General features: G+C 64.3%; 45 protein-coding genes. 21 read left to right on the top strand and 24 right to left on the bottom strand.

Annotated elements, in window-relative coordinates; translation table 11 throughout:
- The first annotated feature begins 49 nt into the window (after window positions 1-49).
- From tenA to V2L32_RS12560, 3 genes are read left to right on the top strand one after another with little or no spacing between them, the layout of a single operon-like run.
- Window positions 50-715: a thiaminase II gene (gene tenA / locus V2L32_RS12570; RefSeq protein WP_331232766.1), complete on the top strand. Its 666-nt coding sequence runs from the start codon at window positions 50-52 to the stop codon at window positions 713-715.
- Entirely contained in the window at window positions 712-1,404 is a 693-nt protein-coding gene (locus tag V2L32_RS12565) for a TenA family protein (RefSeq protein WP_331232765.1), read from the top strand. Before tenA ends, V2L32_RS12565 begins: the two co-directional genes overlap by 4 nt.
- A 49-nt stretch (window positions 1,405-1,453) precedes the next feature.
- Entirely contained in the window at window positions 1,454-2,278 is an 825-nt protein-coding gene (locus V2L32_RS12560) for a hypothetical protein (protein WP_331232764.1), read from the top strand.
- Between the two features lie 13 nt (window positions 2,279-2,291).
- Here V2L32_RS12560 and V2L32_RS12555 read toward each other — a convergent pair whose 3' ends face one another.
- Window positions 2,292-2,855, bottom strand: coding sequence for an NUDIX hydrolase (locus V2L32_RS12555; RefSeq protein WP_331232763.1), 564 nt, complete (start codon window positions 2,853-2,855; stop codon window positions 2,292-2,294).
- A gap of 132 nt (window positions 2,856-2,987) precedes the next feature.
- Here V2L32_RS12555 and V2L32_RS12550 point away from each other — a divergent pair, with 132 nt between their 5' ends.
- The 3 genes from V2L32_RS12550 to V2L32_RS12540 all read left to right on the top strand — a co-directional run bounded on the left by V2L32_RS12550 (window position 2,988) and on the right by V2L32_RS12540 (window position 4,328).
- The gene (locus tag V2L32_RS12550) at window positions 2,988-3,179 is read left to right on the top strand and encodes a DUF1918 domain-containing protein (RefSeq protein WP_331232762.1); all 192 of its coding nucleotides are present in this window, start codon (window positions 2,988-2,990) and stop codon (window positions 3,177-3,179) included.
- A 9-nt stretch (window positions 3,180-3,188) separates the two neighbouring features.
- The gene (locus tag V2L32_RS12545; RefSeq protein WP_331232761.1) at window positions 3,189-3,617 is read left to right on the top strand and encodes an RNA-binding protein; all 429 of its coding nucleotides are present in this window, start codon (window positions 3,189-3,191) and stop codon (window positions 3,615-3,617) included.
- Window positions 3,618-3,827: 210 nt separating this feature from the next.
- Window positions 3,828-4,328, top strand: a complete 501-nt coding sequence (locus V2L32_RS12540; RefSeq protein WP_331232760.1) for a hypothetical protein — start codon at window positions 3,828-3,830, stop codon at window positions 4,326-4,328.
- Between the two features lie 37 nt (window positions 4,329-4,365).
- Here V2L32_RS12540 and V2L32_RS12535 read toward each other — a convergent pair whose 3' ends face one another.
- Window positions 4,366-5,760, bottom strand: a complete 1,395-nt coding sequence (locus tag V2L32_RS12535) for an NAD-dependent succinate-semialdehyde dehydrogenase (protein WP_331236609.1) — start codon at window positions 5,758-5,760, stop codon at window positions 4,366-4,368.
- Window positions 5,761-5,860: 100 nt separating this feature from the next.
- Between V2L32_RS12535 and V2L32_RS12530 the strand changes: the two genes are divergently transcribed.
- The 5 genes from V2L32_RS12530 to V2L32_RS12510 are packed head-to-tail and all read left to right on the top strand — an operon-like array spanning window position 5,861 to window position 9,142.
- Window positions 5,861-6,559, top strand: a complete 699-nt coding sequence (locus V2L32_RS12530) for an RNase P subunit p30 family protein (RefSeq protein ID WP_331232759.1) — start codon at window positions 5,861-5,863, stop codon at window positions 6,557-6,559.
- Window positions 6,543-7,145, top strand: a complete 603-nt coding sequence (locus tag V2L32_RS12525) for a class I SAM-dependent methyltransferase (protein WP_331232758.1) — start codon at window positions 6,543-6,545, stop codon at window positions 7,143-7,145. Before V2L32_RS12530 ends, V2L32_RS12525 begins: the two co-directional genes overlap by 17 nt.
- Entirely contained in the window at window positions 7,142-7,624 is a 483-nt protein-coding gene (locus V2L32_RS12520; protein WP_331232757.1) for an Rpp14/Pop5 family protein, read from the top strand. The genes V2L32_RS12525 and V2L32_RS12520 overlap by 4 nt, the downstream gene beginning before the upstream one ends.
- A gap of 3 nt (window positions 7,625-7,627) precedes the next feature.
- The gene (gene psmA / locus V2L32_RS12515; RefSeq protein WP_331232756.1) at window positions 7,628-8,374 is read left to right on the top strand and encodes an archaeal proteasome endopeptidase complex subunit alpha; all 747 of its coding nucleotides are present in this window, start codon (window positions 7,628-7,630) and stop codon (window positions 8,372-8,374) included.
- Between the two features lie 42 nt (window positions 8,375-8,416).
- Complete coding sequence (locus tag V2L32_RS12510; protein WP_331232755.1) at window positions 8,417-9,142, top strand: ribosome assembly factor SBDS; 726 nt, start codon at window positions 8,417-8,419, stop codon at window positions 9,140-9,142.
- Here the strand turns inward: V2L32_RS12510 and V2L32_RS12505 are convergent.
- Entirely contained in the window at window positions 9,139-9,456 is a 318-nt protein-coding gene (locus V2L32_RS12505; protein WP_331232754.1) for an FUN14 domain-containing protein, read from the bottom strand. The genes V2L32_RS12510 and V2L32_RS12505 overlap by 4 nt on opposite strands.
- A gap of 139 nt (window positions 9,457-9,595) precedes the next feature.
- On the opposite strand from V2L32_RS12505, the gene V2L32_RS12500 reads away from it, so the two are divergent.
- Both V2L32_RS12500 and hflX read left to right on the top strand, forming a co-directional pair.
- Window positions 9,596-9,946: a DUF2209 family protein gene (locus tag V2L32_RS12500; RefSeq protein WP_331236608.1), complete on the top strand. Its 351-nt coding sequence runs from the start codon at window positions 9,596-9,598 to the stop codon at window positions 9,944-9,946.
- Entirely contained in the window at window positions 9,943-11,232 is a 1,290-nt protein-coding gene (hflX, locus tag V2L32_RS12495) for a GTPase HflX (RefSeq protein WP_331232753.1), read from the top strand. Before V2L32_RS12500 ends, hflX begins: the two co-directional genes overlap by 4 nt.
- Window positions 11,233-11,298: 66 nt before the next feature.
- Here the strand turns inward: hflX and V2L32_RS12490 are convergent, their stop codons facing one another.
- The 4 genes from V2L32_RS12490 to V2L32_RS12475 all read right to left on the bottom strand — a co-directional run bounded on the left by V2L32_RS12490 (window position 11,299) and on the right by V2L32_RS12475 (window position 14,178).
- A complete protein-coding gene (locus V2L32_RS12490) occupies window positions 11,299-11,790 on the bottom strand; it encodes a redoxin domain-containing protein (RefSeq protein ID WP_331232752.1) in 492 nt (163 codons plus the stop codon).
- A 124-nt stretch (window positions 11,791-11,914) separates the two neighbouring features.
- Window positions 11,915-12,409 carry a cyclic pyranopterin monophosphate synthase MoaC gene (gene moaC / locus V2L32_RS12485; RefSeq protein WP_331232751.1) on the bottom strand — a complete coding sequence of 165 codons (495 nt, stop codon included), beginning with the start codon at window positions 12,407-12,409 and terminating at the stop codon, window positions 11,915-11,917.
- A complete protein-coding gene (locus V2L32_RS12480) occupies window positions 12,402-13,841 on the bottom strand; it encodes an NAD(P)H-hydrate dehydratase (protein WP_331232750.1) in 1,440 nt (479 codons plus the stop codon). The genes moaC and V2L32_RS12480 overlap by 8 nt, the downstream gene beginning before the upstream one ends.
- 58 nt (window positions 13,842-13,899) lie before the next feature.
- Window positions 13,900-14,178 carry an acylphosphatase gene (locus tag V2L32_RS12475; RefSeq protein WP_331232749.1) on the bottom strand — a complete coding sequence of 93 codons (279 nt, stop codon included), beginning with the start codon at window positions 14,176-14,178 and terminating at the stop codon, window positions 13,900-13,902.
- 133 nt (window positions 14,179-14,311) lie between these two features.
- Here V2L32_RS12475 and V2L32_RS12470 point away from each other — a divergent pair, with 133 nt between their 5' ends.
- The gene (locus V2L32_RS12470) at window positions 14,312-15,556 is read left to right on the top strand and encodes a site-specific integrase (RefSeq protein WP_331232748.1); all 1,245 of its coding nucleotides are present in this window, start codon (window positions 14,312-14,314) and stop codon (window positions 15,554-15,556) included.
- Here the strand turns inward: V2L32_RS12470 and V2L32_RS12465 are convergent.
- From V2L32_RS12465 to V2L32_RS12415, 11 genes are all read right to left on the bottom strand, one after another.
- Window positions 15,550-15,687, bottom strand: coding sequence for a hypothetical protein (locus tag V2L32_RS12465; protein WP_331232747.1), 138 nt, complete (start codon window positions 15,685-15,687; stop codon window positions 15,550-15,552). The genes V2L32_RS12470 and V2L32_RS12465 overlap by 7 nt on opposite strands.
- Complete coding sequence (locus tag V2L32_RS12460; protein ID WP_331232746.1) at window positions 15,684-15,806, bottom strand: hypothetical protein; 123 nt, start codon at window positions 15,804-15,806, stop codon at window positions 15,684-15,686. Before V2L32_RS12460 ends, V2L32_RS12465 begins: the two co-directional genes overlap by 4 nt.
- Entirely contained in the window at window positions 15,803-16,750 is a 948-nt protein-coding gene (locus V2L32_RS12455; protein ID WP_331232745.1) for a DUF7563 family protein, read from the bottom strand. Before V2L32_RS12455 ends, V2L32_RS12460 begins: the two co-directional genes overlap by 4 nt.
- The gene (locus V2L32_RS12450; RefSeq protein WP_331232744.1) at window positions 16,750-17,118 is read right to left on the bottom strand and encodes a hypothetical protein; all 369 of its coding nucleotides are present in this window, start codon (window positions 17,116-17,118) and stop codon (window positions 16,750-16,752) included. The genes V2L32_RS12455 and V2L32_RS12450 overlap by 1 nt, the downstream gene beginning before the upstream one ends.
- Window positions 17,119-17,251: 133 nt before the next feature.
- Window positions 17,252-17,491 carry a hypothetical protein gene (locus V2L32_RS12445; RefSeq protein WP_331232742.1) on the bottom strand — a complete coding sequence of 80 codons (240 nt, stop codon included), beginning with the start codon at window positions 17,489-17,491 and terminating at the stop codon, window positions 17,252-17,254.
- A 435-nt stretch (window positions 17,492-17,926) separates the two neighbouring features.
- Window positions 17,927-18,073 carry a hypothetical protein gene (locus V2L32_RS12440; protein WP_331232741.1) on the bottom strand — a complete coding sequence of 49 codons (147 nt, stop codon included), beginning with the start codon at window positions 18,071-18,073 and terminating at the stop codon, window positions 17,927-17,929.
- Window positions 18,073-18,324: a hypothetical protein gene (locus tag V2L32_RS12435; RefSeq protein ID WP_331232740.1), complete on the bottom strand. Its 252-nt coding sequence runs from the start codon at window positions 18,322-18,324 to the stop codon at window positions 18,073-18,075. The genes V2L32_RS12440 and V2L32_RS12435 overlap by 1 nt, the downstream gene beginning before the upstream one ends.
- Window positions 18,321-18,446, bottom strand: coding sequence for a hypothetical protein (locus tag V2L32_RS12430; protein ID WP_331232739.1), 126 nt, complete (start codon window positions 18,444-18,446; stop codon window positions 18,321-18,323). The genes V2L32_RS12435 and V2L32_RS12430 overlap by 4 nt, the downstream gene beginning before the upstream one ends.
- Window positions 18,443-18,679, bottom strand: coding sequence for a hypothetical protein (locus V2L32_RS12425; protein ID WP_331232738.1), 237 nt, complete (start codon window positions 18,677-18,679; stop codon window positions 18,443-18,445). The genes V2L32_RS12430 and V2L32_RS12425 overlap by 4 nt, the downstream gene beginning before the upstream one ends.
- Before the next feature lie 107 nt (window positions 18,680-18,786).
- A complete protein-coding gene (locus V2L32_RS12420) occupies window positions 18,787-19,038 on the bottom strand; it encodes a hypothetical protein (protein ID WP_331232737.1) in 252 nt (83 codons plus the stop codon).
- 153 nt (window positions 19,039-19,191) lie between these two features.
- A complete protein-coding gene (locus tag V2L32_RS12415; RefSeq protein WP_331232736.1) occupies window positions 19,192-19,551 on the bottom strand; it encodes a hypothetical protein in 360 nt (119 codons plus the stop codon).
- A 437-nt stretch (window positions 19,552-19,988) separates the two neighbouring features.
- Here V2L32_RS12415 and V2L32_RS12410 point away from each other — a divergent pair, with 437 nt between their 5' ends.
- Together V2L32_RS12410 and V2L32_RS12405 are read left to right on the top strand one after the other, a co-directional pair.
- A complete protein-coding gene (locus V2L32_RS12410; RefSeq protein WP_331232735.1) occupies window positions 19,989-20,330 on the top strand; it encodes a hypothetical protein in 342 nt (113 codons plus the stop codon).
- A gap of 114 nt (window positions 20,331-20,444) precedes the next feature.
- Window positions 20,445-21,047, top strand: coding sequence for an FxLYD domain-containing protein (locus V2L32_RS12405; protein WP_331232734.1), 603 nt, complete (start codon window positions 20,445-20,447; stop codon window positions 21,045-21,047).
- Window positions 21,048-21,271: 224 nt separating this feature from the next.
- Here the strand turns inward: V2L32_RS12405 and V2L32_RS12400 are convergent, their stop codons facing one another.
- Window positions 21,272-21,679 carry a hypothetical protein gene (locus V2L32_RS12400; RefSeq protein ID WP_331232733.1) on the bottom strand — a complete coding sequence of 136 codons (408 nt, stop codon included), beginning with the start codon at window positions 21,677-21,679 and terminating at the stop codon, window positions 21,272-21,274.
- 229 nt (window positions 21,680-21,908) lie between these two features.
- Window positions 21,909-22,118 carry a hypothetical protein gene (locus V2L32_RS12395; protein WP_409348442.1) on the bottom strand — a complete coding sequence of 70 codons (210 nt, stop codon included), beginning with the start codon at window positions 22,116-22,118 and terminating at the stop codon, window positions 21,909-21,911.
- A 203-nt stretch (window positions 22,119-22,321) separates the two neighbouring features.
- Here V2L32_RS12395 and V2L32_RS12390 point away from each other — a divergent pair, with 203 nt between their 5' ends.
- The 4 genes from V2L32_RS12390 (at window position 22,322) to V2L32_RS12375 (ending at window position 23,563) form a co-directional block, all read left to right on the top strand.
- The gene (locus V2L32_RS12390) at window positions 22,322-22,642 is read left to right on the top strand and encodes a hypothetical protein (RefSeq protein ID WP_331232731.1); all 321 of its coding nucleotides are present in this window, start codon (window positions 22,322-22,324) and stop codon (window positions 22,640-22,642) included.
- A gap of 3 nt (window positions 22,643-22,645) precedes the next feature.
- Entirely contained in the window at window positions 22,646-22,942 is a 297-nt protein-coding gene (locus V2L32_RS12385; RefSeq protein ID WP_331232730.1) for a hypothetical protein, read from the top strand.
- Complete coding sequence (locus V2L32_RS12380; protein WP_331232729.1) at window positions 22,942-23,208, top strand: hypothetical protein; 267 nt, start codon at window positions 22,942-22,944, stop codon at window positions 23,206-23,208. Before V2L32_RS12385 ends, V2L32_RS12380 begins: the two co-directional genes overlap by 1 nt.
- Before the next feature lie 79 nt (window positions 23,209-23,287).
- Window positions 23,288-23,563, top strand: coding sequence for a hypothetical protein (locus V2L32_RS12375; protein ID WP_331232728.1), 276 nt, complete (start codon window positions 23,288-23,290; stop codon window positions 23,561-23,563).
- A gap of 42 nt (window positions 23,564-23,605) precedes the next feature.
- Here V2L32_RS12375 and V2L32_RS12370 read toward each other — a convergent pair whose 3' ends face one another.
- Window positions 23,606-23,782 (bottom strand): hypothetical protein, encoded by a 177-nt coding sequence (locus V2L32_RS12370; protein WP_331232727.1) that lies wholly within the window; start codon window positions 23,780-23,782, stop codon window positions 23,606-23,608.
- A gap of 159 nt (window positions 23,783-23,941) precedes the next feature.
- Between V2L32_RS12370 and V2L32_RS12365 the strand changes: the two genes are divergently transcribed.
- Window positions 23,942-24,217, top strand: coding sequence for a hypothetical protein (locus tag V2L32_RS12365; protein ID WP_331232726.1), 276 nt, complete (start codon window positions 23,942-23,944; stop codon window positions 24,215-24,217).
- 24 nt (window positions 24,218-24,241) lie between these two features.
- Here V2L32_RS12365 and V2L32_RS12360 read toward each other — a convergent pair whose 3' ends face one another.
- The 3 genes from V2L32_RS12360 to V2L32_RS12350 form a co-directional block, all read right to left on the bottom strand.
- Window positions 24,242-24,616 (bottom strand): hypothetical protein, encoded by a 375-nt coding sequence (locus V2L32_RS12360; protein ID WP_331232725.1) that lies wholly within the window; start codon window positions 24,614-24,616, stop codon window positions 24,242-24,244.
- Between the two features lie 14 nt (window positions 24,617-24,630).
- Window positions 24,631-24,861, bottom strand: a complete 231-nt coding sequence (locus V2L32_RS12355; RefSeq protein WP_331232724.1) for a hypothetical protein — start codon at window positions 24,859-24,861, stop codon at window positions 24,631-24,633.
- 114 nt (window positions 24,862-24,975) lie between these two features.
- Window positions 24,976-25,212, bottom strand: coding sequence for a hypothetical protein (locus tag V2L32_RS12350; protein WP_331232723.1), 237 nt, complete (start codon window positions 25,210-25,212; stop codon window positions 24,976-24,978).
- Window positions 25,213-25,466: the final 254 nt, after the last annotated feature.

The raw sequence follows: 25,466 nt of genomic DNA, 5'->3' as shown, positions 1-25,466 counted from the left end.
ACTACTACCACCGAATACCTTTTGGGCCTGCCCGCCGAGCCTTCGCTCGATGAGGTTCACCGAGGAGCTACGAGGGGAGGCCGACGCGATCTGGGAGGCGATCTACGACCACCCGATGGTGCGGGGTATCGGCGACGGGACGCTCGACGAGGCCCCCTTCAGGTACTGGGTCCGACAGGACTACGTCTACCTGATCGAGTACGCGCGGGCGTTCGCCTACACCGCCGCGAGCGCCCGGTCGCTCGAAAGGATGGCGACGTTCGCGACGCTGCTGGAGGAGACGATCACCACCGAGATGGAGTTACACCGGAGCTACGCCGCGGCGTTCGGGATCTCCGAAACCGAGTTGGAAGGGACCAACCCCTCGCCGACGACCCGGGCCTACACCGACTTTCTGGTACGTATCGCGGCCGACGGGAGCTTCGGCGACAGCGTGGCGGCGATCCTCCCCTGTATGTGGGGGTTCAACGACACCGGGTTGCGCCTCGCCGAGGACGGGCTGCCCGACCACGAGGGCTACGCCGCCTGGATCGAGATGTACTCGGGAGAGGAGTTCACCGAGCTCGCCGACTGGTGTCGGGATCTAATGGACGAGGTCGCCACGGAGTCGACGGAAGCGGATCGGGACCAGTATCGCGAGCTGTTTCTCACCTCCGCGCGCTACGAGTACCGGTTCTGGGACGCCGCCTGGCGGGAGGAAGGGTGGTCGGTGTGAGCGACGTGGCCGAGAGCTACGCCACGTACGAGGGCGACCGCGAGGACGCCCGGTTCACCGAGTGGCTCAGGGAACGCTCGGAGCCGGCGTGGACCAAGGCGGTCGAGCATCGCTTCACCCGCGAACTCGGTGAGGGGACGATCGACGACGAGGTCTTTTCGACCTACCTGATCCAGGACTACGTCTTCGTGGGAACGCTCGTCTCGCTCGTGGGGTGCGGGATCGGTCAGGCGCCGACGATGGTCCAAAAGCGCCGCCTCGTCGAGTTCGCGGACGCGATCACCGACGAGGAGGACGACTACTTCGCCCGGTCGTTCGACGCGCTCTCGGTCCCCGAGAACGATCGGGTCGACCCCCCGAAACACGCGGTGACCGCCGGCTTCGAGGACCTGTTGCTCCGCGCTGCCCACGAGGGCGGCTACGCCGAGACGCTCGCGGTACTCGTCCCCGTCGAGTGGGTCTACCTGGAGTGGGCGACGGCGGTCGAGGAGCAGCCCGAGCCCTTCTACCTAGCGGAGTGGATCGAACTCCACGACAACCCGGGGTTCGAAGCGGTCGTCAGCTGGCTCCGGGATCAGCTCGACAGCGAGGGTCCGACCCTCTCCCCACGGCGGCAGGACCGGGTCGCGGGGCTGTTCACCCGGGCGGTCGACTACGAGGTGGCCTTCTTCGAGATGGTCTACGAGTAACACACCGGGTATACCAATGGACTTACCGACAGACGGCCTACCGTGGCGCATGTACGGCGTCGTCACGCGCAACGAGGAGGAGGTGACCTGGCCCGAGTTCGACCTCGGCTTCTACGAGGTGAAAGACGTCACCGGCCGGGCCGCCGAGCCGATCCCGGAGGCGGTCAACATGGTCTCGTGTTTCGGGGACACCTCGGCGGGCGAGAGCTCGCCGGAGCTCGTCCCGGTCGACGAGGAGGGCAACAGAGCGACGAGGGAACAGCCGTACTTCGACTGGGGCTACGTCTGTCCGAGCCGCGAACGGTACAGGGAGGGGCTGTTGGAGATCGTCTCGGACGCGGCCGCCGCGAACGAGGACGTGCGTCTCGACGACGTGGGCTTTCCCCGGCAGGGCTACTGTCGCTGCGAGGTCTGTCGCGAGCGCTTCGCGGAGAGCGCTCGCGACGACTGGGGCGAGTGGCGGGCGTCGGTGATCACAAGGTTCGTCGCCGAAGCGAGCGAGCGGATCCCCGGTCGAACGTACTTCACGCTCTATCCGGATCCGTATCCTGGCCACCTCTACGAGCGAGCGGGCCTCGACCTCGCCGCGCTCGAACCCCACGTCGACGAGTTCGTGGTCCCGCTCTACGACATGGCCTACTCGACGACCTACTGGCTGGAGGTGATCGCGAGCGGGTTCGAGAGTCTCCTGGAGACGCCGTTCAGCGTCGAACTCTACGCGGTCGACATCGACATCGACCGGCTGATCCACGCGGCGGCGGTCGCCGACGAGTACGGGAAGGACGTCTTCTTCGGCTACGACGCTTCGAACGCGCAGGCGGCGCTCAGACGGATGCGAGCCGACGCAAACGAGGGCGTCTCGTACGGCGACTGACCGGGTTTGCCGATCAGGTTTCGAACCGTCGCTCGCGCCAGGTCAGGAGGTCCGCTCGGTCCCTCGTGTCCTCCGGGAGGGTATCGAACCACGCCGCCTCGGATATCTCCCCGTCGGGGTCGGAGACGGTCGGCTCGGTCGTTTCGGCCCGTGCTGCGAACACGGGGAGGACGCCCCAGGCGGTGTACTGCGCGCACTCGATCCCGACCCGGGTGAGCACCGCGAGGCCGTCGTAGCTCGCCTCAACGCCCGCCTCCTCGGAGAGTTCGCGGCGGGCGGCCTCCCGGAACTCCTCGTCGGGTTCGACCTCCCCACCCGGGAGCACCCACATGTCGATCCCCTCGTGGCGGACGAGGAGCAGGGAGGCGTCCGGCCGGTAGACGATGGTGTGTGCGCCGTAGGGTGCGCCCGTGCCGGCGACGCGGTCGACGAGCGTTCGAAAGCGTCGCCGCGAGACGTGACGACCCCGCTCGAACTCGAGGTCGGGGTCGTAGCGTTCGGTGAGCCGGTGGTACGCCTGTTCGGCCTGTTGATTCGCCTCGCTCGCGCGGAACCAGAGTTCGTCGACGGTCGTCATCGCCCGTCCGGGGGGTCGCGCTCCTGTCGGCTCGATCCGTTCATGTCCGGACGAGGAGCGGGCGGGGCAATAACGCTTCGACCGGCGTGGAGAAACGGTCCGTTTTTACGCGACGGTCAGGTACGGAGGGGTATGAGCTTCGACGAAGACGACCGCGTAGTGCTCTCCGACGATCACAGCGAGTTCGACGGCCAGGAGGGCACCGTCACGCAGGTGATGGAGACGATGTTCGGCGACGCGACCTACACCGTGAGCTTCGAGGAGGGCCAGGAGACGGGCGTCCCCGCCGACGCCCTCTCGGCGGTCGACGAGACCGAAGAGTAGCGAGACGGGATGGCAAGCGTACCGCTTCACTACGTCGACCTCCGCACGTTCTGTTACGCCACCGAGGACGACAAACGGGTCGAGGACGCGCTCGGGACCTACCTCCCCGACGGGTTCCCGATCGAACGCGCCGAGACCGAGGGATTTCACGGCGACCGCATCCTCGTCCTCTCAGCGCGAGTCGAGACCGCCGACGATGTCCGCGTCGTCCTCGACCGGCTCCGCGAGCTCCCGGACCTCGGGACGGTCGATGGAGAGCTCGACGACAGGGTGACCGAGAACTGCGAGTTCTACATCACGCTCGACAAGCAGGCGGCCTCCCGCGGGGAGGTCGCCCGCGGTGACGGGCTCACCCTCCGCGCAAAGGTCGAGGCGTACCCCGCGAAGAAAGAGGCCGCGGTCGAGAACGTGAGAGCGGTACTCGCGGGCGAGTACTGACAGGGATCATCGTCGAGACTCGTCGTTCCTCGACTGCGAATCGAACGACACCGCTGATGTGTAGACCTAAGAGGTACGACTGGCTACGATGATTCCTATGATCCGCCGCCGGGGGTGCACACACGGCTTCGACGGCTCGCCGGTCCCGATCGACGGGTCGTCCTCACCGGAACCCGCGGCCTTTTCCGGCGTAAAGCCGAACTTCGTGACATGACCGAACGACGTTCCTCCCGCTCCCGCCGCGAGTTCGTCGGGGTGGTCGGTGCAGGATCGCTCGCCGCGCTCGCCGGCTGTGCCGCCGTCACAGAGCGGATGCCGCTTCTCGGCGGTGACGACGACGAGGATGAGATCCACGAACACGGCTACCTCTTCGTCGAGATCGACGGCGAGGAGGTCGACTTCTCCGAGTCGAAGTACGTCATCGAGGAGTCCGACGCGGCACCCGAGTTCCACTTCCACGACTACGACGAGGACGAACGCTGGCACATGGAGGGGGAGTGGCTCACGCTCGCCGAGGCGATCGATCTCCTGGCCGAGATGGAGTACGCGGCCGAGAACGGCGCACACGTCCTCACGGTCGACGGGAACGTCTACGACGAACGCGACGGCGACGAGATCACGATCACGGAACGAGCCGACGGCGAGATCGAACCCGAGGAGTACGAGCTCCGAGACGGACAGGTGATCGAGATCGTCGTCGAGACCGCCTGACTCACTCGGTCGGGAGCCGACAGATCCGACGGTCCGCTCACTCGGTCGGGATCTCGTCGCTCTCGCCGGCCTCCTGTACCCAGACGGTTTTCCTGTTGACGAACTCGTGGATACCCTCTTTCGCTAACTCGCGGCCGTAGCCGGAGTTCTTCACGCCGCCGAACGGCAGTCTGGGATCGGATTTCACGAGCTGATTGACGAAGACACAACCGGCCTCTATCTCGCGAGCGAGGCGTTCGCCACGGTCTATGTCCGTCGTCCAGACCGATCCCCCGAGGCCGAACTCGGTGTCGTTCGCCAGATCGATCGCCTCCTCTTCGCTCCCGACCTCGAAGACGGCGGCGGCGGGTCCGAACACCTCCTCTGTCGCGGCGGTCGCGTCACGTGGGACGCCAGAGAGCACCGTGGGCGGGTAGAAGTGACCCTCCCGTTCGAGCGGTTCGCCGCCACACTCGACAGTCGCACCTGCCGCCTCGGTCGCCTCGACCTGTTCGTGGAGCGTCTCCAGGAGGTCCTCTCTCGCCTGCGGGCCGACGTCCGTCCCCTCCTCGGTCGGGTCTCCAACGTCGAGCGACTCCATCTCGGAGACGAACCGATCGACGAACTCGTCGTAGATCTCGGAGTGAGCGACGAAGCGTTTGGCGGCGATGCAGGACTGTCCGGAGTTGAGCGTTCTCGCCCGTGCTGCGGTCTCCGCCGCGGCCCCCACGTCGGCGTCCGCGAGGACGACGAACGGGTCGCTGCCGCCCAGTTCGAGGACGTGTTTCTTCAGGTTCTCCCCCGCGTTCCCTGCGACCGCTCGTCCGGCACCCTCGCTGCCGGTGATCGTGACCGCGGCGAGGCGGTCGTCGGCGATCATCCCCTCGACCGCGTCGGAGCCGACGAGCAGGGAGCTGAACACCCCTTCCGGATAGCCCGCCTCGGAGAACACCTCCTCGATGGCGAGCGCGCAGCCGGGGACGTTCGAGGCGTGTTTCAACAGGCCGACGTTGCCCGCGGTCAGGTGCGGGGCGGCGAAGCGGAACACCTGCCAGAACGGGAAGTTCCACGGCATCACCGCGAGGACTGCTCCCAGCGGTTCGTAGGAGACGAGCGTGCGAGCGTGTGGCTCGCTTCCGATTACGTCGTCCGCGAGGAATTCGCCCGCGTGTTCGGCGTAGAACTCACAGACCCACGCACACTTCTCGACCTCCGCGCGCGCTTCCGCGATCGGCTTTCCCATCTCGCGAGTCATCAGCTCCGCGAACTCCTCCTCGCGCTCTTCGAGGATCGCTCCCGCCCTCGCGAGCAGTTGCTGACGCTCGGTGATATCCCGCTCGCTCCAGTCGGCGAACGCCTCGATCGCGGCGTCAAGCGCGTCGTCTACCTCCCGTTCGCTGTGTTCCTCGTACGTCTCGATCCGCTCGCCGGTCGCAGGGTTCGTACTCTCGATCGCCATACCACGGAACGGCTGGCGATCGACATAGCCGTGGGACCCGCAGGCGAACCGGCGAAACCGCCACCGGTTTCACCCCCTCCCGAGAACGGACCGTATGTACGAGGCGGTCACCGCGTACCCGGCGGGCGAATCCACCGTCGCGCGGCTCGCCCGTACCGCGAGCGAGTACGGCTACGACGGTCTCGTCGTCAGGAACGCCTACGAAATCGGCTTCGACGCCGATGCGATCGAGGACGCCTACGATCTGGATCTCGTCTACGGAGTCGAGATCGAGGCCGACTCCCCGGAGGCGGCGGCGGGCGCGGTCGGCGGCCGACGGGACGAGGCGACGGTGCTCTCGCTCGCCGGGGGGAGCGACGCGCTCAACCGGTTCGCTACCGAGGAGGAACGCCTCGACGTGCTCTCGCGTCCGATGGCCTCGGGCGGGGGGGTCAACCACGTCCTCGCGAAGGCCGCAGCGAGGAACAACGTCCGCGTCGAGGTCGATCTCGGACCGGTACTCCGGACGAGCGGCGGCTCTCGGGTCCGAACGATCCGCGACCTGCGCCTGCTCCGAACGCTCGTGAGGAAGTACGACGTCCCGTTCGTCGTGAGCGCGACTGCCCGGTCGCACCTCGAACTGCGCGCGCCACGCGAACTCCTCGCGATCGGAGAAGTGATCGGTTTTTCTGGAGAAGAGATCGAACGCGGACTCCGCGAGTGGAGGGCGATCGCCGAGCGCACCCGCGAGATCCGTTCCGAGTCGTTCATTGAGCCGGGCGTACGTAGGGGTCGGTATGAAGAGGAGCGTTGAGGAGCACGCCGCGCGGTTCGACGAGAAGGCCGCCGAGTACGACGACGGCGGCAGCCCCGAGTACGAGGCCTGCCGGGACCTCGTGGTCGAGTACGCCGCACCCGGGTCGGACGAGACGGTGCTCGACCTCGGCTGCGGTACGGGGGCGATCGCGCTGGCGCTCGCGGGTGAGGCAAAGAGCGTGATCGGACGGGACGTGAGCGAGGGGATGTTAGAGCAGGCCCGTCGGAAGGCCGAGGAGGCGGGCGTAGAGAACGTCGAGTTCGGCGAGGGGAGCTTCGGGAGCCCGAACGTCGAGGGGAACGTGGCGGTCGTCACGTCGAACTTCGCGATGCACCACGTGGACGACGAGGCGAAACGCGAGGCGATCGCCACGGTCGCCGGTCTCGGCGCTCGGAGATTCGTCCTCGGCGACGTGATGTTCTTCGGCCATCCGGATCCCGACGAGCCATACTACAGCCCGGAGGTCGACGATCCGGCGACGGTAGGAGTCCTCGCCGAGGCGTTCACCGACGCTGGCTTCGCGCTCACAGCCGTCGAGCGGGTCCACGAGCAGGTCGGCGTGCTGGTCGGCGAACGGGTATGAAACACCTCCCGAAACACCTCCGACCCACGTGGCGCTACCTCGCGGTCGGGATCGAGTCCCTGCCCGGCACGGAGATAGATAGGGGTGCCTTCCAGCGCGAACTCTGGTACGCCGCGGGGAACCTCTACGGCGACGCGGGCAGCGCCGAGGCCGACCTCAGACTCCTCCACTTCCGGTTCGCCGACGGCGAGGGGGAGGCCGTCGTCAGGAATCGGCGCGGACACGAGGGAGAGACCCGGGCGGCGCTCGCCTGTATCTCGGCGATCGGGGGCGCGCCCGTGGGTCTGTGGGTGCGCGGGATCAGCGGGACCGTGCGAGGCTGTGAAGAAAAGTATATACGCGGCCGACCGGAAGAATCGGGTGAGACAACGGTCGCGTTCGCGGGCGAGGAGCGGCCTGCCGTCGCACGGGGCGATCTGATTGACGTGCGGGTCGACGGCACGTTCGTGGGGGCGACCGACCTCGATTTCAGGGACTAAACTATGCAGGGACAAGCCCAACAGCAGGCGTACGACCGGGGGATCACGATCTTCTCGCCGGACGGGCGCCTCTACCAGGTCGAGTACGCGCGCGAGGCGGTCAAACGCGGAACCGCGAGCATCGGAATCCGGACCGAGGGCGGGGTCGTCCTCGCCGTCGACAAGCGGATCCGGTCGCCGCTGATGGAGCGTACCAGCGTCGAGAAGATCCACAAGATCGACGAACACCTCGGCGTCGCGAGCGCCGGCCACGTCGCCGACGCCCGTCAGCTCGTCGACTTCGCCCGCCGGAACGCCCAGATCAACCGGCTTCGCTACGGCGAGGCGATCGGCGTCGAGACGCTCACGAAGGACGTCACCGACCACATCCAGCAGTACACCCAGATCGGCGGCGCCCGGCCGTTCGGCGTCGCGCTGATCATCGGCGGCGTGGACAACGACGGCACGCCACGACTCTACGAGACCGACCCGTCGGGGACGCCGATGGAGTGGAAGGCGCTCGCCGTCGGTGAGAACCGTGGCGAGATCGAGGAGTACCTTGAGGAGCACTACGACGAGACGATGGACTTGGATGGCGGCATCGACCTCGCGCTGTCGGCGCTCTCGACGGCCAACGAGGAGGAGCTGGACGCGACGGGCGTCGGCGTCGCGACGATCGACGCCGAGTCCGAGCAGTTCATCAAACTCACCGACGAGGAGATCGAGCAGTACATCGCGGAGCTCGACGTCCCGACCGACGAGGACGAGTAGCCGCGGGAAAGCTCTTTTACCGAGCGAGCGGAAGTCCACGGTATGATCTCGCTCGACGAGGCGGTGACGGCGCGACTCGAATCCCACGGGGCGCGTTTCGAAGTGTTGATCGATCCGGACGCCGCGCTGGCGATCAAACGCGGGGAGTTCGAGGGCGAGTTAGAGGAGGTGATCGCTGCCGAGGAGGTCTTCTCGGACGCCTCGCGCGGCGACCGGCCGGCGGAGAACGATCTGGAGGACGTCTTCGACACCACGGAGCCGATGGCGATCATCCCCGAGGTCGTCAGACGGGGGGAGATCCAGATCACGGCCGAACAGCGCCGGGAGATGCAGGAGCAGAAACACAGACAGCTAATCAACCGGATCGCGCGGAACGCGGTGAACCCGCAGATGGACAACGCGCCACACCCCCCCGATCGGATCGAGTCGGCGCTCGATCAGGCCGGCTTCCGCGTCGATCCGATGGAGCCCGTCGAGACGCAGGTCGACGACGCGCTCGACGCCCTTCGACCGGTCATACCGATTCGGTTCGACGAGGTGACGGTCGCCGTACAGGTGCCCGCCGAACACGCCGGCAGCGCCCAGGCGCGGATCAGGGGGTTCGGTGACCTGGAACGAGAGGAGTGGCAGAACGACGGCTCGTGGATCGGCGTGCTCACCTTCCCGGCCGGCCTCCAGAACGACTTCTACGACCTCGTGAACGAGCACACGGCCGGCGAGGCCGAGACGCGGATCGTCAGGGACGAGGACGAGATCAGCACCCGCTAGCCTCGATGGAAGCCGATCAGGAAGCCCGCGGTGAAGCCCGCGGAGACCGACAGCGTCGAGAGCAGCGTGCTCACCCAGTCGGGTGCGTCGCCGTCGCTCGCGGCGAGGCTCGCGGAGACGCCCTCCGAGAGCGCGGCCCAGTCGACCGAGAGGACCCCCCTCGACTCGAGCAGACGGAACAGCGCGAGCTGGACGACGACGAGGACGGCGAGGAGCTTCGCCGCCTGCTTCGCAGCGAAGCCAGCGACCGCGCCCGCGACGCTCCCGCCGCCGAACTCCAGCCCCATCCGGGAGAGGTCGACCGCTTCGAGCATGGGTCCGAATACAGAGAACAGCTACATGGTCGTTTCGGCCGCCGCGGGTTTTTTCTCCCCAAGGAGCGTACCCCGACCGTGACGCGGCGTACTCGAACCGGGGTGAAGGGCCGGCGAGGCTGAGGTCGTCGGCGTCGACATCAGCGGCCGGCACGAGGAGGCCGGCGAGTACCTGATGGTCGGCGCAGCGGTCGCCGCCCACGTCGGTTCGGCGCGGATCCGCTCGATCGACGGGATGGGGTTCGCGACGAGTCGGGGCGAGCCGACGCTCCGGGGGACGACCGGCGTCGTCTCGGACGCGATCCGCAGGCTCCCCACGCCCTCAGGTGGGCCGATCGTCGCCGAACGGGGCGAGTTCTACGAGGAGCCCGCGATGACGGTCGAGTCGCTGCTCGACGCGGAGTTCAAGTACGTCGAGACGATCGCGGAACGACGGGTCGTCGAGGCCGCCCACCACGCCGCCTACGCAACCAGATCATTGTACCTATGAGAACGGTCATCGCGAAACGAGCAGACAGCGAGCCGGTGGAGACCGGCGAGATCCGAGAGCTAGCCCGCGCCGCCGGTTACGAGGTCGTCGGCGAGTGTACCCAGGTCCGGTCCGAGGACCCGGCATACTGCCTCGGCGAGGGGAAGATCGTCGAACTGGCGGCGCTCGTCACCGAGACCGGTGCGGAATCGGTGATCGTCGACGACCGACTCGGGCCGTACCAGGTCTTCAACATCGGCAGCGAGATGCCCGAGGGCTGTGAGGTGCTCGATCGCTTCACGCTCATCCTGGAGATATTCGGACAGCGAGCGCGGACGAAAAAGGCACAGCTCCAGGTCGAACTCGCCGAGCTCCGCTACGAACTCCCGCGCGTCGACGCGAAGGTGAGCCTCGCGAAGCGTGACGAGCGCCCCGGCTTCATGGGGTTGGGCGAGTACGACGAGTCGCGCGAACGCGACATCAAGGACCGTATCAGCCGGATCAGCGCCGAACTGGAACGGATCGCGGAGGACGACGAACACCGGAGAGAGCAGCGCCGGGAGTCCGGCTTCGACCTCGTCGCGCTCGCGGGCTACACGAACGCGGGCAAGTCCACCCTCTTGCGACGGCTCGCTGCCGATCTCTCGGTCGAGGAGAACGACGAGCTCCACCCCGACCTCGATCCGACAGCGGAGTCCGAGGACCGCCTGTTCACGACGCTCGGGACGACCACCCGGAAGGCCGAGATGGACCGGGATGTCCTCGTGACCGACACCGTCGGCTTCGTGAGCGACCTCCCCCACTGGCTGGTCGAGTCGTTCCGGTCGACGCTCTCGGAGGTCTATCGCGCGGACCTCGTCCTCCTCGTCGTCGACATCTCGGAGCCGATCGAGGAGATCAGAGAGAAGCTCGTCACCTGCCACGATACGCTCTACGAGCGAAACGAGGCACCGATCGTCACCGTACTGAACAAGACGGATCTCGTGAGCGAGGCCGAACTCGCGGAGAAGCGCGAGGCGCTCTCCGCGCTCGCGCCGGCGCCGGTCGCGATCAGCGCGCAGGAGGGAGTGGGGATCGAGGAGCTGACCGAGCGGATCGACCGGGCGCTCCCGCCGCTCGAACACGAGCGGCTCCTCCTGCCGATGACCGACGAGACGATGAGCGTCGTCTCCTGGCTCCACGACCGCGCGCACGTCTCGGACGTGAGCTACGAGGACGACCACGTCCTCGTCGAGTTCGAGGCCCGTCCCTCCGTCGTCGAGCGCTCGCGCGCGAAGGCGTCGGATCTCGATGTCGCCTCGGCCTGACGGTGCCCTGATACGGGAGTCACCGTCGTCTCGTTCGGATCGCGTCCCGTGAGAGTTCCGGGATCCTCACACCGTCTTCGACACCTCGTCCCGAACGCCGTCGACGAACGGCCCGAAATTCGGGTTCTCGCCATCCCTGACCCACTTGTAAGTCACGGTCCCCTCCGAATCAAGAACGAACACGCTCCGCTGGGCCGACTCGATCATGTCGTACATTCCCTCGTAGACGACGTCGTATAGTCGGATTATCTCGTGATTCCAGTCCGAGAGCATCGGGAAGTCGAGGTCGTTCTCCTGGATCCAGACGTTCTGGGCGAACGGCAGATCCACGCTGATTCCGTACACCTCTGCGTCCAGTTCCTCGAAGGCCTCCATCGAATCGCGGAACGCACACATCTCTTCGGTACATCCGCTCGTGAACGCGGCCGGGTAGAACGCCAGGACGACCGGTCCACCGCCGAGCGCTTCCGATAGGGTGAACGGTTCTATATCGTTGTACGCACGCCCCCCGGCACGGGGAGCCGTGAAGTCGGGCGCGCGATCTCCTTCCTCGACCATACAACGCTGTTGCCACCGATCAGTATAGAAGCCGAGGTAGTCACGATCAGGAAGAGCTTCCCTTACCCGTGTATTCCCTCGCGTGAGTTCAGTCAGACGAATTCGATATCCTTCCCGTTCGTGTTTATCCGTCGGTTCTCTCGACCTGCTCTTTCCGTTTCTGCACCACCCGCACGTTCTCGATGCTCGTTTCGGGATACCCCCCCTCTTCGTCCTTCTCGACGGCTTTCACCATGTCCCAGACGACGTTCAGTCCAGTGGTCACACCCTCTAGAGCCTCCATCTCGCAGCCGGTCTTCCCGGTCGTCTCGACCGCGACCCTGAGCACGACCCGGTCCTCTCTGAGGTCGAAAGCGGTGTCGACGTTCGTCACCGGGATGGCGTGACACATCGGGATCGCCTCCCAGGTGTGTTTCACCGCCTGGACCGCGCCGACGCGCGCCGTCGCGAGCACGTCGCCCTTCGAGACCTCGTTCTCCCGGATCGCTTCTATGGTCGCTTCCTGTAGCCGGATCTCGCCCTCCGCGACCGCCCGACGCTGGCTGTCCGGCTTCTTCCCCACGTCGACCATCTGGACGTCGCCCGACTCCGTCGTGTGGGTCAGTTCGCGGTCACTCATCGACCGCACCTCCCATCGCGGCGGGGATATGCTCTAGCATCCGCGACGCCGTGAGCCCGAGACCGTCTTCACTGTAGGCGGCGTCGCCCGCCAGCCCGTTGACGTACGCCGCGGCCGCCGCAGCCTCGAACGGTTCGAGCGGGGCGGAGAACGCGGCGGTGATCCCCGCGAGCACGTCGCCGGTTCCACCGACGGTCATCCCGGGGTTGCCCGATCGGGAGATCCGCACCCGTTCACCGTCGGAGACGACGTCCGTGGGGCCTTTCACGAGCATCACGTGGTCCACCTCGGCCGCGAATTCTCGCGCCAGCTCCGCCTGCTCGTCCGGGTCATCGGCGCGTTCGCCGCCCATCCGCTCGAACTCGCCCTTGTGGGGGGTGCAGATAAGCGTCGAATCCGTCTCGACCTCCGGGACGACCTGGAGCGCGTCGGCGTCGATCACTCCCAGCCCCTCGAACCCGGCGAGGAACTCCCCAATCGCGTCGAGGGTCTCCTCCGCGCTCCCCAGGCCGGGGCCGAGGACGACGCAGTCCTTCTCCTCGGCGCGTGAGAGTGCCTCCTCGACGTGTTCGGGCGCGAACCGTTTCCCAGCTAGGTCGTGGACGATCAGGTCCGGGCCGTAGCCCTGGACCGCCTCGAACACCCGATCCGGACAGAGCACGTTCGCGAGGTCGCCGCCCGCCTTCAGCACCGCACCCGCAGAGAGCGCGGGCGCGCCGGCGAACGGACCGCCCCCGATCACGAGCACGTCGCCGTTCTGTCCCTTGTGGCTGTCCGACGCTCGCCCGATCCCTCGCAGGTCGCCCGGCCCGACGAAGCGCTCTGCGGCCTCGGGGATGCCGATGTCCGCGACCGTCACCTCGCAGTCGAGATTCGCCAGCCCGGGTTTCGTGTCGTGGAACGTCACGACGTGATCGGCCTCGACCGCCGTTCCGGGGCTCTCGCCGGTGTTCGCGTCCACACCCGACGGAACGTCGACCGAGACGACCGTCGCCTCGCTCGCGTTGATCTCCCGTGCCGCGGTCGCCTCCGGTTCCCTGAGTTCGCCGGTCACGCCGGTCCCGAGCATCGCGTCGACGACCACCTCGGGAGACGGCAGCGAGAAGTCTTTCGAATCCGTGACCGTCTCCGTCTCGTACCCGGCCGCGACGAGCGCCTCCCAGTTCTCCCGGGAGATGCCCGTCGTGATCGTCTCCGGCCGTCCGAGCAGTCGGATCGAGAGGTCGAAACCGTCGAGAAAGCGTGCGGCGCCGAAGGCGTCGCCGCCGTTGTTTCCCCTCCCGGCGACGATCGTTATCCGATCGTCGGGCTCCGCGTGTTCTCGGACGACTCGTGCGACGGCGTTCCCGCTCGACTCCATCAGCTGTTTCCGGGCAACGCCGAGCGCCTCGGCGTTCTCGTCGACCGCCGCCATCCGTTCGGCCGTGATCATACTCCCGGTTGGCTCACCTGGCTGTTAACGCTGTGGCTCGCGCCTGCACCCTCGCGGGTTACCGCCTAATCGAAAAGCCCTCCTCGCCGTCCGGGTCGCCGTAGCTCACCTCGACGTCCTCGACCGAGGCGGCCGGCGAGCCCTCGTGACACCACTCGACCATCGACTCGACGTCCTCCTCGCTCCCCTCGAAGACGGCCTCGACCCGGCCGTCTGCGAGGTTCTTCACCCAGCCGTCGACGCCCCGCTTCCGAGCCGCGTCGCGTGTGCTCGCACGGTAGAACACTCCCTGCACGGATCCCGAGACGAGGACGTGTGCGCGGGTTCGGTCGGTCATGCGGCGGGCAACGGGTGCGTCGGTGAAAAGCGCTGTGTCGGTCAGACGGTCGCCGAACCGGTTCTCAGGTGGTGAAAGACGTACGTCCATGCGTAGGCAGGTTATAGTAGCGGGCCATTGTGTCGTGTCTTGTATGGGTTCGATCGACGATCCACAGGACTTCAAACGGGGTCTGGAGCGCCAGAGACGGCTCCTTCGGGACTCTGAGGAGGTTCACGACGCCGATCGCGAACAGATCCGTCGCTGGATCCGCCGGAAGGACGGCTCCGTTGCACCGGGGTCGCTCAAGACCTACCTCCGACGAGTCAGAGCAGCGTCCGAGCGCTCGGATGTGCCGCTGCTCGAGATGGACATCGACGATTTCTACGACCTCGTCTTCTGCCTCCGTCACGAGTGGGATCTCGCCGACTCCACTGTCCAGAGCTACGAGAACGCGACGTTGCTGTTCCTCGGCGACGTCACCGGCGCCGACTGGATCGACGACGTCGAGCGTACACGCATCGATCGCGAGGGCCCGGATCCCGACGCCATGCTCGAGCCGAGGGACATCGCCGCACTCGTCCGAACGGCTCGACATCAGCGCGACGTCGCGTTCATCGAGTTCCTCGCCGATACGGGCGCGCGCCTCTCGCTGGCGCTCTCGCTGCGTGTCGGTGATCTCGATCTCTCGGACCCACCGACCTACCAGCCGAACCGTGACGCACTCGGGCTCAAGGGCGCTCCGATCCGATCCTACCCGCTGATCGACTCGGCGGCGGCGATCCGAAGCTACCTCCGGACCGCCCACCCCCGACCGGACGATCCCGGCGCGGCGCTGTTCCACAAGATCAAGCCACATGCTCGCGGCGAGAACGGCGAGCGCTGGACCGACGAGGGGGCGGTAAACCCCCACAGCGCGAACCAGCAGCTCAAGCGCATCGCCGATCGGGCCGACCTGGACAAGCCGGTGAGCCCGCACGCGTTCCGCCACGCGGCGATCACGCGGATGGTCCGCGAGGGCTACTCCCGCTCGCAGATCGAGCATCGCGTCCACTGGACGCTCGACACCGACATGTGGCGGATCTACGAGCACATCTCCTCGGACGAGCATAACGATGACATCTTCCGCGAGGCTGGGCTCCTCGATCCCGACGACGGCCCGGATCGCGTCCGAAAGGACTGCGGGAACTGCCGAACCGCGATCGCTCCGCATCACGAGTTCTGTCCGAACTGCGGCCAGCCCGCTTCGCCGGGCGCCGCCGGCGACGTCGCTGACGGGAAAAACACGATTCTCGAGGAGCTCGTCGACGCGGCGAACCCAGCACTGCGTGAGGAACTCGCGGAGCTGTTGGATCGGATCGACGAACGGCCCGATCGCGTTCGACGATCGGATCACTGACGACCCTCCTGGAGGTCGTGAAGCGCGTTCTTCGCCATGCGTGTGATATCGGGGTCGATGTCCCGCCGAATCAGCGACTTGAGCTTCTCCTCCGGCGTACGAGAGACGTCGGGCTCGTCGGTCGAGCTCATCCGATCACCCCGCCGGTGTAGAGCAGGTAGCCGAGACCGGCGAAACAGAGCAGCCCAACGACCACGACGATCGCCGGCGTCCGCGGGTCGATCTCGACTGGTTCAGCTGCCTCAGTCATGCCGCGTCACTCCTGATATACTTCTTCTCGCGAACGCCCTCGTTTTGATCTCGGATGAGATCGGGGCAGTTCGGACAGCAACGAACGCCGGTCTCCTCGGGATCCATCGTCCGGGCGAACTGTTTCGTGACGTGCGCGCCGCAGTTCTGACACGTTCGTTGGTCCGTGGGGGTCGCGCCGAAGTCGACGAACCGGGGCGGCTTCTCGCCGTTCTGACCGTTCCGAGTCGGCGAGAGGGACGGGCGTTCATGCTCGTCCTCCCGCCGTTTCGAGTTTCCCGATTCGTCCTCCTGGTCTCCAGTGCTCGAGGAGTTTGGCTGGTGGACGCCGGCGCTACGCATGCGCGCGTAGACCTTGTTGTAGCTCTCGCCGAACATCTCGGCCGCCTTCGCGATGTTCCCGCCGGCTTTGTCGTACGCTACTTGGAGGTCCTCCTCGTCCTCGATGTCGAACTCCGGCGCTTCGTCCGGGTGGGGTTCGATCTCCTCGACCTCGACGACGTCGGCCTCTTCGCTCCCCTCCTGGTCGCTGTCATCGGCGTCTGCGTCACCGCGATCGCCGTCACCGATCTCTCCGAGGTCCTCGAGCTCGGTCAGCAGCTCGCCGACCATCATGCCGTGGTCGTCGTCCCACTCGAGCGGGACGGTCACCGTCTGGTCGAGTCGGCCCTCGACGCCGACCTGGTTCAGCGCTGTCTTCACCGAGATCGTCGCACCGCTCGAGTCACCGTCGCTGGAGATCACGCGCGTGTGCGCACCCTCCTCGCCAGGCGCGAGCCCGATGAGCCCGCGCTCGCGATCCCAGTGGAGGCCCGCGCGATCCTCGCCGTTGAGCCAGCGCCGAACCGCTTCGGCGGAGATACGTGCGCCGCCGTCGGGGTAGACCGAGAGCTGCGGGCCCTGGTTGTTGTATGTCGTGAGTTCGTCGATCGGCTCGAAGCCCATCAGGCACGACCCCCCGATCCCGAGATTCGGTAGCGCGCGTTCCCATGGCCACCGTCGCACTCTTCGAAAAAACCCTGGTCCATGAGATACTGCATCGCTCCCGAGACGACGTGCGGCGGCGAGTCGATATGCCCCTCGATGTCGCTGGGTTTGATCCATTCTGCGTCAGTCTCGGCCTGGTAGATCGCCGCCGCGATCCGGGTCTCGCGGACGGTCTCGGCCATCCGGCCGTCGAACTGATCGTCGGATGCCCAGCACTCCTCAACGTGCGCGTCGCGTTCCGTTCCGGTCAGGAACCCGGCACCGCAGCGCTGGCAGAGCCAGGGTTTGCCCGGCGCGATGTTTCGCTTCGCGTTTTGTGATGCCATCAGGCCGGCCTCCCGCTGTAGCATCCGTTTCGACAGACCGACTCCTCGCCCTCTTCGACGAGCAGGTACGGATCGTTACAGAGTGGGCAGTGAGTATCCATCGGATAGATCGGTCGGGGGTGGCGCCCTCGGATCATCCGTCGATCACCACCTGGATGCGGACCTCGCCCTGGCCGAAGTCGGCGTAGGCATCGCCGACGTCGCGCTCGCCGATCACGGAGAACAGCCGCCCGAACGGGATGCGTTCGCGCCCGTCGTGATCGTTGATCCGGACCTCGAGCCCGACGTCGACCGTCCCGACCGAACAGCCCGGGACCTGCTCGACGATCTCGCGCATGAGCGACCACTCCTCGTCACTCATCGCCCGGTTCATCGCCGGACCTCCCATCCCCTCTTACCGACCCAGGCGGCGAGTCGCTCGCGAACGGTCGGTGGGCGTGAGCCGGGGTTGTCTGAGCGAAGGGCGTAACAGTCCATCAGTCGGACCCCCCGAACCGCTGAGTATCCGTGTCTGCTGAACGATCATCGTCGTCAAACCACCCTTCTGGATACAAAGCTGTGACACGTTGCGTTCCCATAATGACCGTCGCGATCATCCCGCACCTGTCGCACAACGGGCAGGCGTCATCATCGACCGATTCGAGGGGGACAAAGTGCTGGCATTGGTTGCACTTGTAGCCACCCCCCATACCAATATACACGTCGGAAATGCTGAAGCTGCCGACAGTATCCATCCCTGCTATGAGTTCTTCTCGTTCCCATCCGTCGGGGATTTCTCGCTCAGTACCGCCCCCGCACTCACCGGACATCAGAACCCACCCCACTGCTCGGTGTCGTCGTGATCGGTCAGGTCACTCCCGCAGTTGTGACAGCCCGACGGCCGACCGCGCCCGACGCACGACCAGAGCGATCGCGACCCGCAGTTAGGACACTCGCCCGAACCGACGCGGCTCATCAGAACCCCTCCATGTCGTCAAACTCGTTGAATCCCTTTGCGACGAGGACGAACTGCGTGATCACGAGCGTAAACACGAAGGCGAAGAAACCGGCCGCCGCTGCGACACCGATCTCACCCCACTCGTTCAGCCAAGCCCACTCTCCCGGGAAGTTAACCGGTGGCGCGTAAAGGAACGCGCTAACGCCCACCGAAACAGACAGAACGCCCGCGACAGCCAATCCGACGAGCATGATAGTACCGTCCCTCATCGCCCTGACCCCTCCTCGGCGAGCTCCGCACCGCAGGTCTTGCAGTAGTTCGCCGACGCGCCGCACAGGTGACCGTTCGGGCAGTGCTGCTGTCCTGGGAGCGGTGTTGGTCCGAGACTCATCGCCGAACCTCCGCGACCGTGTCGCTGGCGACGAAGCCCGTCGCACTCTCGCGCACGACGAGGTGGCCCATGAACCAGTACTGCGTGTCGCCGTCGCTCGGGATCCAGTCCTCGGGCGTCCGGGGGCCTCCGGTCGATCCTGTCGGGACCACGCGCGCGTTCGTCCGTTCCGGTTCGTCTCGATCTCCGTCTCCGCTGTCGTCGGCTTTATTGTCCCTTTCGTGGTATCGCATCTGTCTGGCTCCGTGGACCGAATGGTTCTCTCGCCAGACCGCGCCGCGGGGCACACTTGTGTAGAGACTTGGAGTGCGCCGCGGCGTGTCTCGACGTGAGGGCTCTGCTACTCGAGGACGATCCGTGACCAGTGGATCCGCTCACCGGTCTTCGCATCGAACAGTTCGTAGTGTTCGGGATCGAGGTCGACGTGTTGAGCGCAGGACGAACAGTAGACGTGCGAGTTCGTCGGCGACCAGCTGGTGTGGTTGTTCGGACACCGAAACCGCATTCGCTGGATCGGATCAGTCCGGTCGATCCTGACGAGCGACTGAGAATCCTCGACACTTGAGCCGTCGGTAAGTACCCTCCCTTCCATGTCCCGGTTGTGTTGTGACGATCGGATGGTACATGAACCGATTTGAATGGTTCGGTGAAAGTAGTCGAATCTGGACCGACCGCGTCACCGACCCGCTGTCTTCCGGTTCTGCCGATCGCGGAACGGGCAAGCACCCTTCCGGAAGTGAAGCGGTCACTCATCGAAGGTTCCCCATCCGACTCGCTCCGCCATCTCCCGTCCGAGGTCTGTGAGTTCGTAGCGATGCTGTTTTGACGTGGCCTCGGGCTCCACACGGCGGACGAGACCTCGATCGACGAGCTCGCGCATCCTCGCGTTGATGTGGTGCGGCCACGGACGATCGCCGAAGAGATCGCCGCAGCACTCCCGAATCTCGTCTCGCTTCGCCGGCTTGGTGCCTTCGCCCTCGAGGACGCGCAGCGCAATGAACAGCTGCGAGCGTCGATCGAGTAGGTTCGCCGCGGCCTCCGCGGATCGCGCGTCCTCTCGCGCACGGTCAGGCATCTCCTCCCCGTCCGCGTCGGTCGCACTCATCGTTTAATGAGTCCATACGCTGACATACTTGCTCAACTGTAACGTCTCGGGATGTGCCATCTACACTGCTATCGGCCCTCATATCAGATAAATAACCCCGGCGGGCTTTGTTGTACCAAAGTTTGTTCAGGCCGGTCTTACATATCCAGTTTCGGAAGGCCGTAGCTCGAAAACGGTGGTTAACTGTCGTGAACGGTCCGGGCTGTTTATTACCCCATAGAGGGTAGTAACAACCAGCGGTCGGCGTGGTTTGCATACGTGGCTTGGCCTCCACGAACCGCAACCGCCGACTCGGCTCCTGCCTTACTAAGACCCGAGAGTGACGGCATTGGCTCGTATTCCATCTCTTCTCGCGCCCGAGTAATAAAAGTAACCATTGGCTTTCGCCATTCGCTATCTCCGATGGCTATAATTATTACCAAAACCAATGGTATTTCATGACCCCGGACGACGCTTCGGGTATGCTGCTTCGTGATGTCGATTTCGACATCCTTGAGGAACTCTCAGACGGTCGGAGGAATGTCGGTGCGAACATCGCTGGCCTCACCGACTGGGAGCGCAGTTACGTCAACCAGCGCTTGCCACACCTCGCCGACTATCGCTTAGTCCGCCGGATCGGGCCTTCAGAAAAGTCCGGCCTCTACGAAATCACGCCACGCGGGCTCGCAGTTCTCGAGCTGAAGGATGTTCACGACCACAGATCACCGGAGTTTGAAGACGTCGTAGATGAACGCGCCGATGAACTTCGCGATCTCCCACGCGACGAAGGCGACAACTGACCAATTATATCCCATTGCGCGATACAGAGACGCCGAGCGTCAGCCAGACGTCGGACTCTCCTCGCACAGAACAATATCGTAAGAATAATATGTCGATGAATGGAGTATATCAATATGCGTCGAAGAACGTATCTGATCGGAGTAGGGGGACTGGCGGCGATCGCAGGGTGTGCGGACACAGAAGCGAACGGCGACGACGCGGACGACGGCCTCGACGATGGGGATATCGACGAGGAAGACGACACTGACGAGGAGCCCGAAGACACGCCCGAGGAGACCGACGACACCGACGACGTCGACGAACCAGCTGAGGACGAAGGCGATGAGGAGGATGAGGACGAAGACGGGGAAGAGGAGACAGATGACGCCGACGCTGATGACGAAGACGAAGGTGAGGAGGATGCCGAGGAGGTTCTGGAGGACGAAGACCAGGAGTCGGCGGTCGACGGTCTTGAGATCCTCGAGCACGAGCTCGTTGAGGGCGACTTCGACGATGCGAGCGTGGAGGGTGTCGTCGTGAACAACACCGGCGAGCAACTCGACTATGTCGAGGTGGGCGTCGTCGCATACAACGAGGAGGGTCAGCGGATCGACGACTCGTTCACGAACACGACTGATCTACCCGACGGTGAGGAGTGGGTGTTCGAGGTCATGCTATTCGAGGAGTACGCTGATATCGATGACTACACGATCGCGGTGACCGACTCACCGTTCTAATCGGCCAGTTCGAGCTCGACGGACTCGACCGCCTCGTTGGCCCAGAGCGGGCCGATGATGACCGGTCCTCGGTTATCTCCCTGGTAACAGGTGGCCGTCAGCGGTCGACAACGGATCGTAAGTTGTTTATAGTTTTGATCAATTGTGTAAATTGCGGGTTGGATTCGGAGAGAGTCCGGCCTGACGCGGGTATCTCACCCCCCACCCCTGTGCCCGCGTTTCCGTCACTCGACCGGTCGATGAGCACGGTCGGGTGACGTTGTCTCTACATCGTTGCCTCCGAGCGCGTCGTCGATCGCCTGTTGCGCGTCCTCCAGAAACGACTCGACGCGAGCGCGATCACACGTCTCGCTGTGGAGCTCGTCCTCAAGCCGATCGAGGTAGACGCGCGCCTCGGAGACGTGCTCGCGGTCGGCGCATTGCTCGCGAAGGCGCTGGATCTCCCGTTTCTGGGTTTCGATGACGTCGGCGAGCAGGTTGACGTCGCCCTCGCCGGTCTCCTCGTCCGGCTCACCTCCCTGGCCATCGGCCCGGATTTCAGGCGGGTCGGGCGAGTGATGGATTGCCTTGTGGCATTCGGAACAAAGCGTCCGAAGGTTTCCAAGAGTGTGGTCTCGAGGATTCTTGTTCATGTGGTGGACTACCAACTCCTCGCGGGAGTTGCACAGCACACACTCGTGACCGTCCCTTTCCAACGTCTTCTTTCGCCGTTCTGGCCACAGATGGCCTCTTTTAGTACGATCTGGCCACGGGTAGGGCGGTCCGTGGGCCTGCGAGTAATGCGACACGAACGAGCGAGTATTCGCAGACCGTCTACCACACTCAGGACAGTCCTCTGGAGCTTCCCAACCTCCCGGAGCTCTACCCATCACAGACCTCCTCGCGAAGCTCCTCAAGAAGATCTGGGTGATGCTCTCTCAGGATCTCGATGTCTTTCGGCAGTTCGTCGTGGATTTTGTTTCTGACCCGCGAAATCGCTTGATAGCGGTAGGTTTCCTCCCTCCCCTCAACATCCGTACTCGCGATTCTCTCTCGCTCTTTATCGGTCAAGAGCGCTCTTCGGCGTGACATCTCCTCTGCTGGTTGCAGTTCCATATCCAAGTAGCCATAACATCTCCACATACAAGTAACTTGCCATAAGAAGCAACGTATCCATATAGAGATAACTATATGGTGCTGGCGAATAGAGTGGTAACTGAGAAGCGCGGGACGGTCAGAATCGGTCTGGCCGGGTGTTCCAGCACCCGACCGTGGTTCTCAGGATTGCAAGAACCATGTCGATCTACAATGGCGTCACGGAAAACCGTACCGACACCGAACGAACCTGCGCGCGCTGTGCGACCGAGGCGACGAAGGGCTCGCGGTTCTGCGGCGAGCACCGAGTCGCGACCGACGGGGGCGTGGCGAGGCTCGACGGATTCGGACGGATCCCGGCGACCGAACCGATCGAGCTCACGCCAATCGAGCAGCGCCGCCTCGAGACGCTCGTCCGGAAGACTGCCTGCACCGTCGAGGACCTCCCGGACTGGGAGTGTTATCAGGTCATCGGCGACATCTCGCGCACGACGATCGAGCGCGTCCTCCTGGAAGCCTGATCAATGACCGAACTCACCGACGTCACGGCCAAACCGATGAGCGAGGCCGACAGCCCGGCCCTGATCGAGTGGACCGACGGATCGGCCCCGGCACTCGTCAACTCGGTCCGCGTCAACGACAACGGCTGGCTGTGGCTCCGGACTTTCGACGATCGGACAATGCGGTTCCCACCTCACGCCGTCGCCAGGATCGAGTACGCCGAGACCGAGTGGGACGGAGACGTTCTCGAGGGCAACAAGGTCCTCTCTGACGGCGTCGCCGAACAGTTCTCTGGCCGCGAGTTCGAGGTGTGGGGCTGATGCCCTGCAAGCCAGCGATCCACGCTTTCGCCAACCGCCTCGAGCGCCAGCCGACGGTCGTCTCGACCAGGGTCGGTCGCGACCCGACGCCGTACGTCCAGGCGACGATCGAATCGAGACACGTCCACCCCGACGTCGAGGAGCTCGTCGGCGAGAAGGGCTTCGCGATCGATCTCCGTGAGTCCGACGTCAGGATCGGCGATCACGCGACTGTCGCATCGGTGCGGTTCGTCCCGTATCGCGTCCTCCCGCAGACGATCGAGTAACCATTCCTACACCACCCTTTCGTCACCAGCGCATTTCTGACGCGACACGTCCAAGCTTGCACGTCGCTTATTAATAGTCATGCCAATTCAACGCTCAGACTGGCAAGATGGTCCACGTAGAGAGTCGAGATACCATCATATCGTCAGTTTACTGGAAATGAATCAGGATAAAGCATACTCAATCAGTGAAATCGCCGACCACGTCAATTTCACGATGAATGCAAACCGCTCGCTGATTAGAGACCGTCTCGGTCATATATTAGTCGCGAGCATGCTGGATCACCTGGCATACGACGGCACCATAGAGGCCCGCGAAGCCCAGGGAGAGAATCACTACAGCTTCTCGCTTGAGTGATCTCCAATTTGTGCTACCGCTCTCATAGATCTCTGTCTATCCTCAGATCCCCATGCAAGCGTAGCGCTCGTCGATCTGTAGCAGCAGCTCCCACGGCAGCACCTTCTGGTCCATCGCGAGCTCGTCGACCGCGTCGTCCGTGTAGTCGATTACCAGACCGTCGGCGAGCAGGGCTTCGCGATGGATCTCCGCGAGTCGGATCTGAGAATCGGCGATCACGCGACTGTCGCATCGGTACGATTCGTCCCGTACCGCGTCCTCCCGACGACTATTGAATGAGCCGCTGATCCCGGCTGACGGTTGCAGTCCTCCACCTACATTCCCATCATCTTGGCTTGCATGCGTGTGACTATTAGGCACGGATAAGCTATACATCCCATGCCTGTAGGGAACGAGGTATGGGAGGCAGGCTCTGAGTCGAGATCGCGCTACAACCAGATCCTCGAACTGCTCGAGGAGAATCCGAGGAAGGCATTCTCAGTCCAGGAGGTGTGTGACCACCTCGGGTTCACAGACGAACCTGATCGGTCGATCGTCGTCGATCGGCTCGTTCAGATGCACGTCTCGTGCAAGCTCGAACGTCTTGTCTACGACGGTGATATTGCTGTTCGACGGGTCTATGGCGAGAAGCACTACCGGATCAATCCACAGTAACTAAGCCGTCACACCATTCTTCGCTTACGCGCTCTTGACGAGCCAACGAAACCTCGGATGCAGCCACGCCCAGAACTCTGGGTCCCGGTCGGCGATCCACTCGTCGACCTTGCTGAACTCGTCGTATTTCGCGATCAGTCGGACGTGCTCTCCCGACTCGCTTTCCGGATCGATGACGTAACCCTCGAGGACGTCGGAGCCGATCAGGCTGTGCGTGATCGCCTCGTGAAGCACGACCCGTCCGTCGGTCGTGATCCCGATGAAGTGTGAGCGCGAGCGATCCCGACTGAGCAGACGGCGGGCCATCTTCCCGGCTTCCTGCCCGCCCCGGATCGTCGCGAGCGTCCGCGCGAGCTCGTCGGCCAGATCCTCACGAAGTTCGTCGTACCGATCTCCCATGCCGAGCCGATCGGTCACGATCGGTATAGGAATGAGCCATGTCCTCGGTGAAACTGATCGTCGGCCTGAAGCAGCAACTCCGAGGGTAGCATCCCCTGGTCCATCGCGATCTCCTCGATCATGCGTTCGGCGTGCTCGCAGCGCTGGGCGTCATCCGAGTGTCTGGTGTAGAGCACGATCGCCTCGAGGGCGAGGATCCAGTCCTGGATGTGCCAGTCGGCCGGTCGCGTCGGTTGTGGGTACATCGCTGACGCTGGTGCCCTGATCCTATATGAAGGTGCGACAGCTGTAATTGAAGAAACCTATATTTGCCACCTTATTGTGAAGCTTGCCGATCTCCAGCGCATACCTGCAACGAGCTAGAATACAATTTTCTCTGCTATTGCGACTAGAACTGCAAGGAAGAGTGGTACTAAAATAACCAGAACCACACTGTCGTGAAAGCCGAAAACCAGAGCCGAAGCAATCGCAATTGCGATTAAGCCAGGGATGAAATCCGCTGCTCTCCCCAGGAAGAAAACGATGTGTCTCACGGTACACCGTATTCCGTTGGAGCCAGAATCCGCGCTCTGGTTCTCACCGAAGGGGGCACTCATCACCGGAGCATTGCACCACCGATATAATATTCTATCGACCGATTTGAATTGTTATGATATTGTTACTGCCATGTACTCCGTGGGGTACTTATACCCTTAACAATTCTTCACACCCACCATGGTTAGTGATGCGGCTTCTCAATTTAGCATATACAACTTCTTCAGCGTCTTGCTCCCTGGGGTGTTTCTCCTCTTCGGACTCTATCCCTTCTTGCCCGTAGGCATCGAACGCCCCGGACTGCTCTTTCTCCTGC

The sequence above is a fragment of the Halalkalicoccus sp. CGA53 genome (assembly GCF_036429475.1).
Lineage (GTDB): Archaea > Halobacteriota > Halobacteria > Halobacteriales > Halalkalicoccaceae > Natronorarus > Natronorarus salvus.
This window is presented reverse-complemented; position numbering and strand designations above follow the sequence as displayed.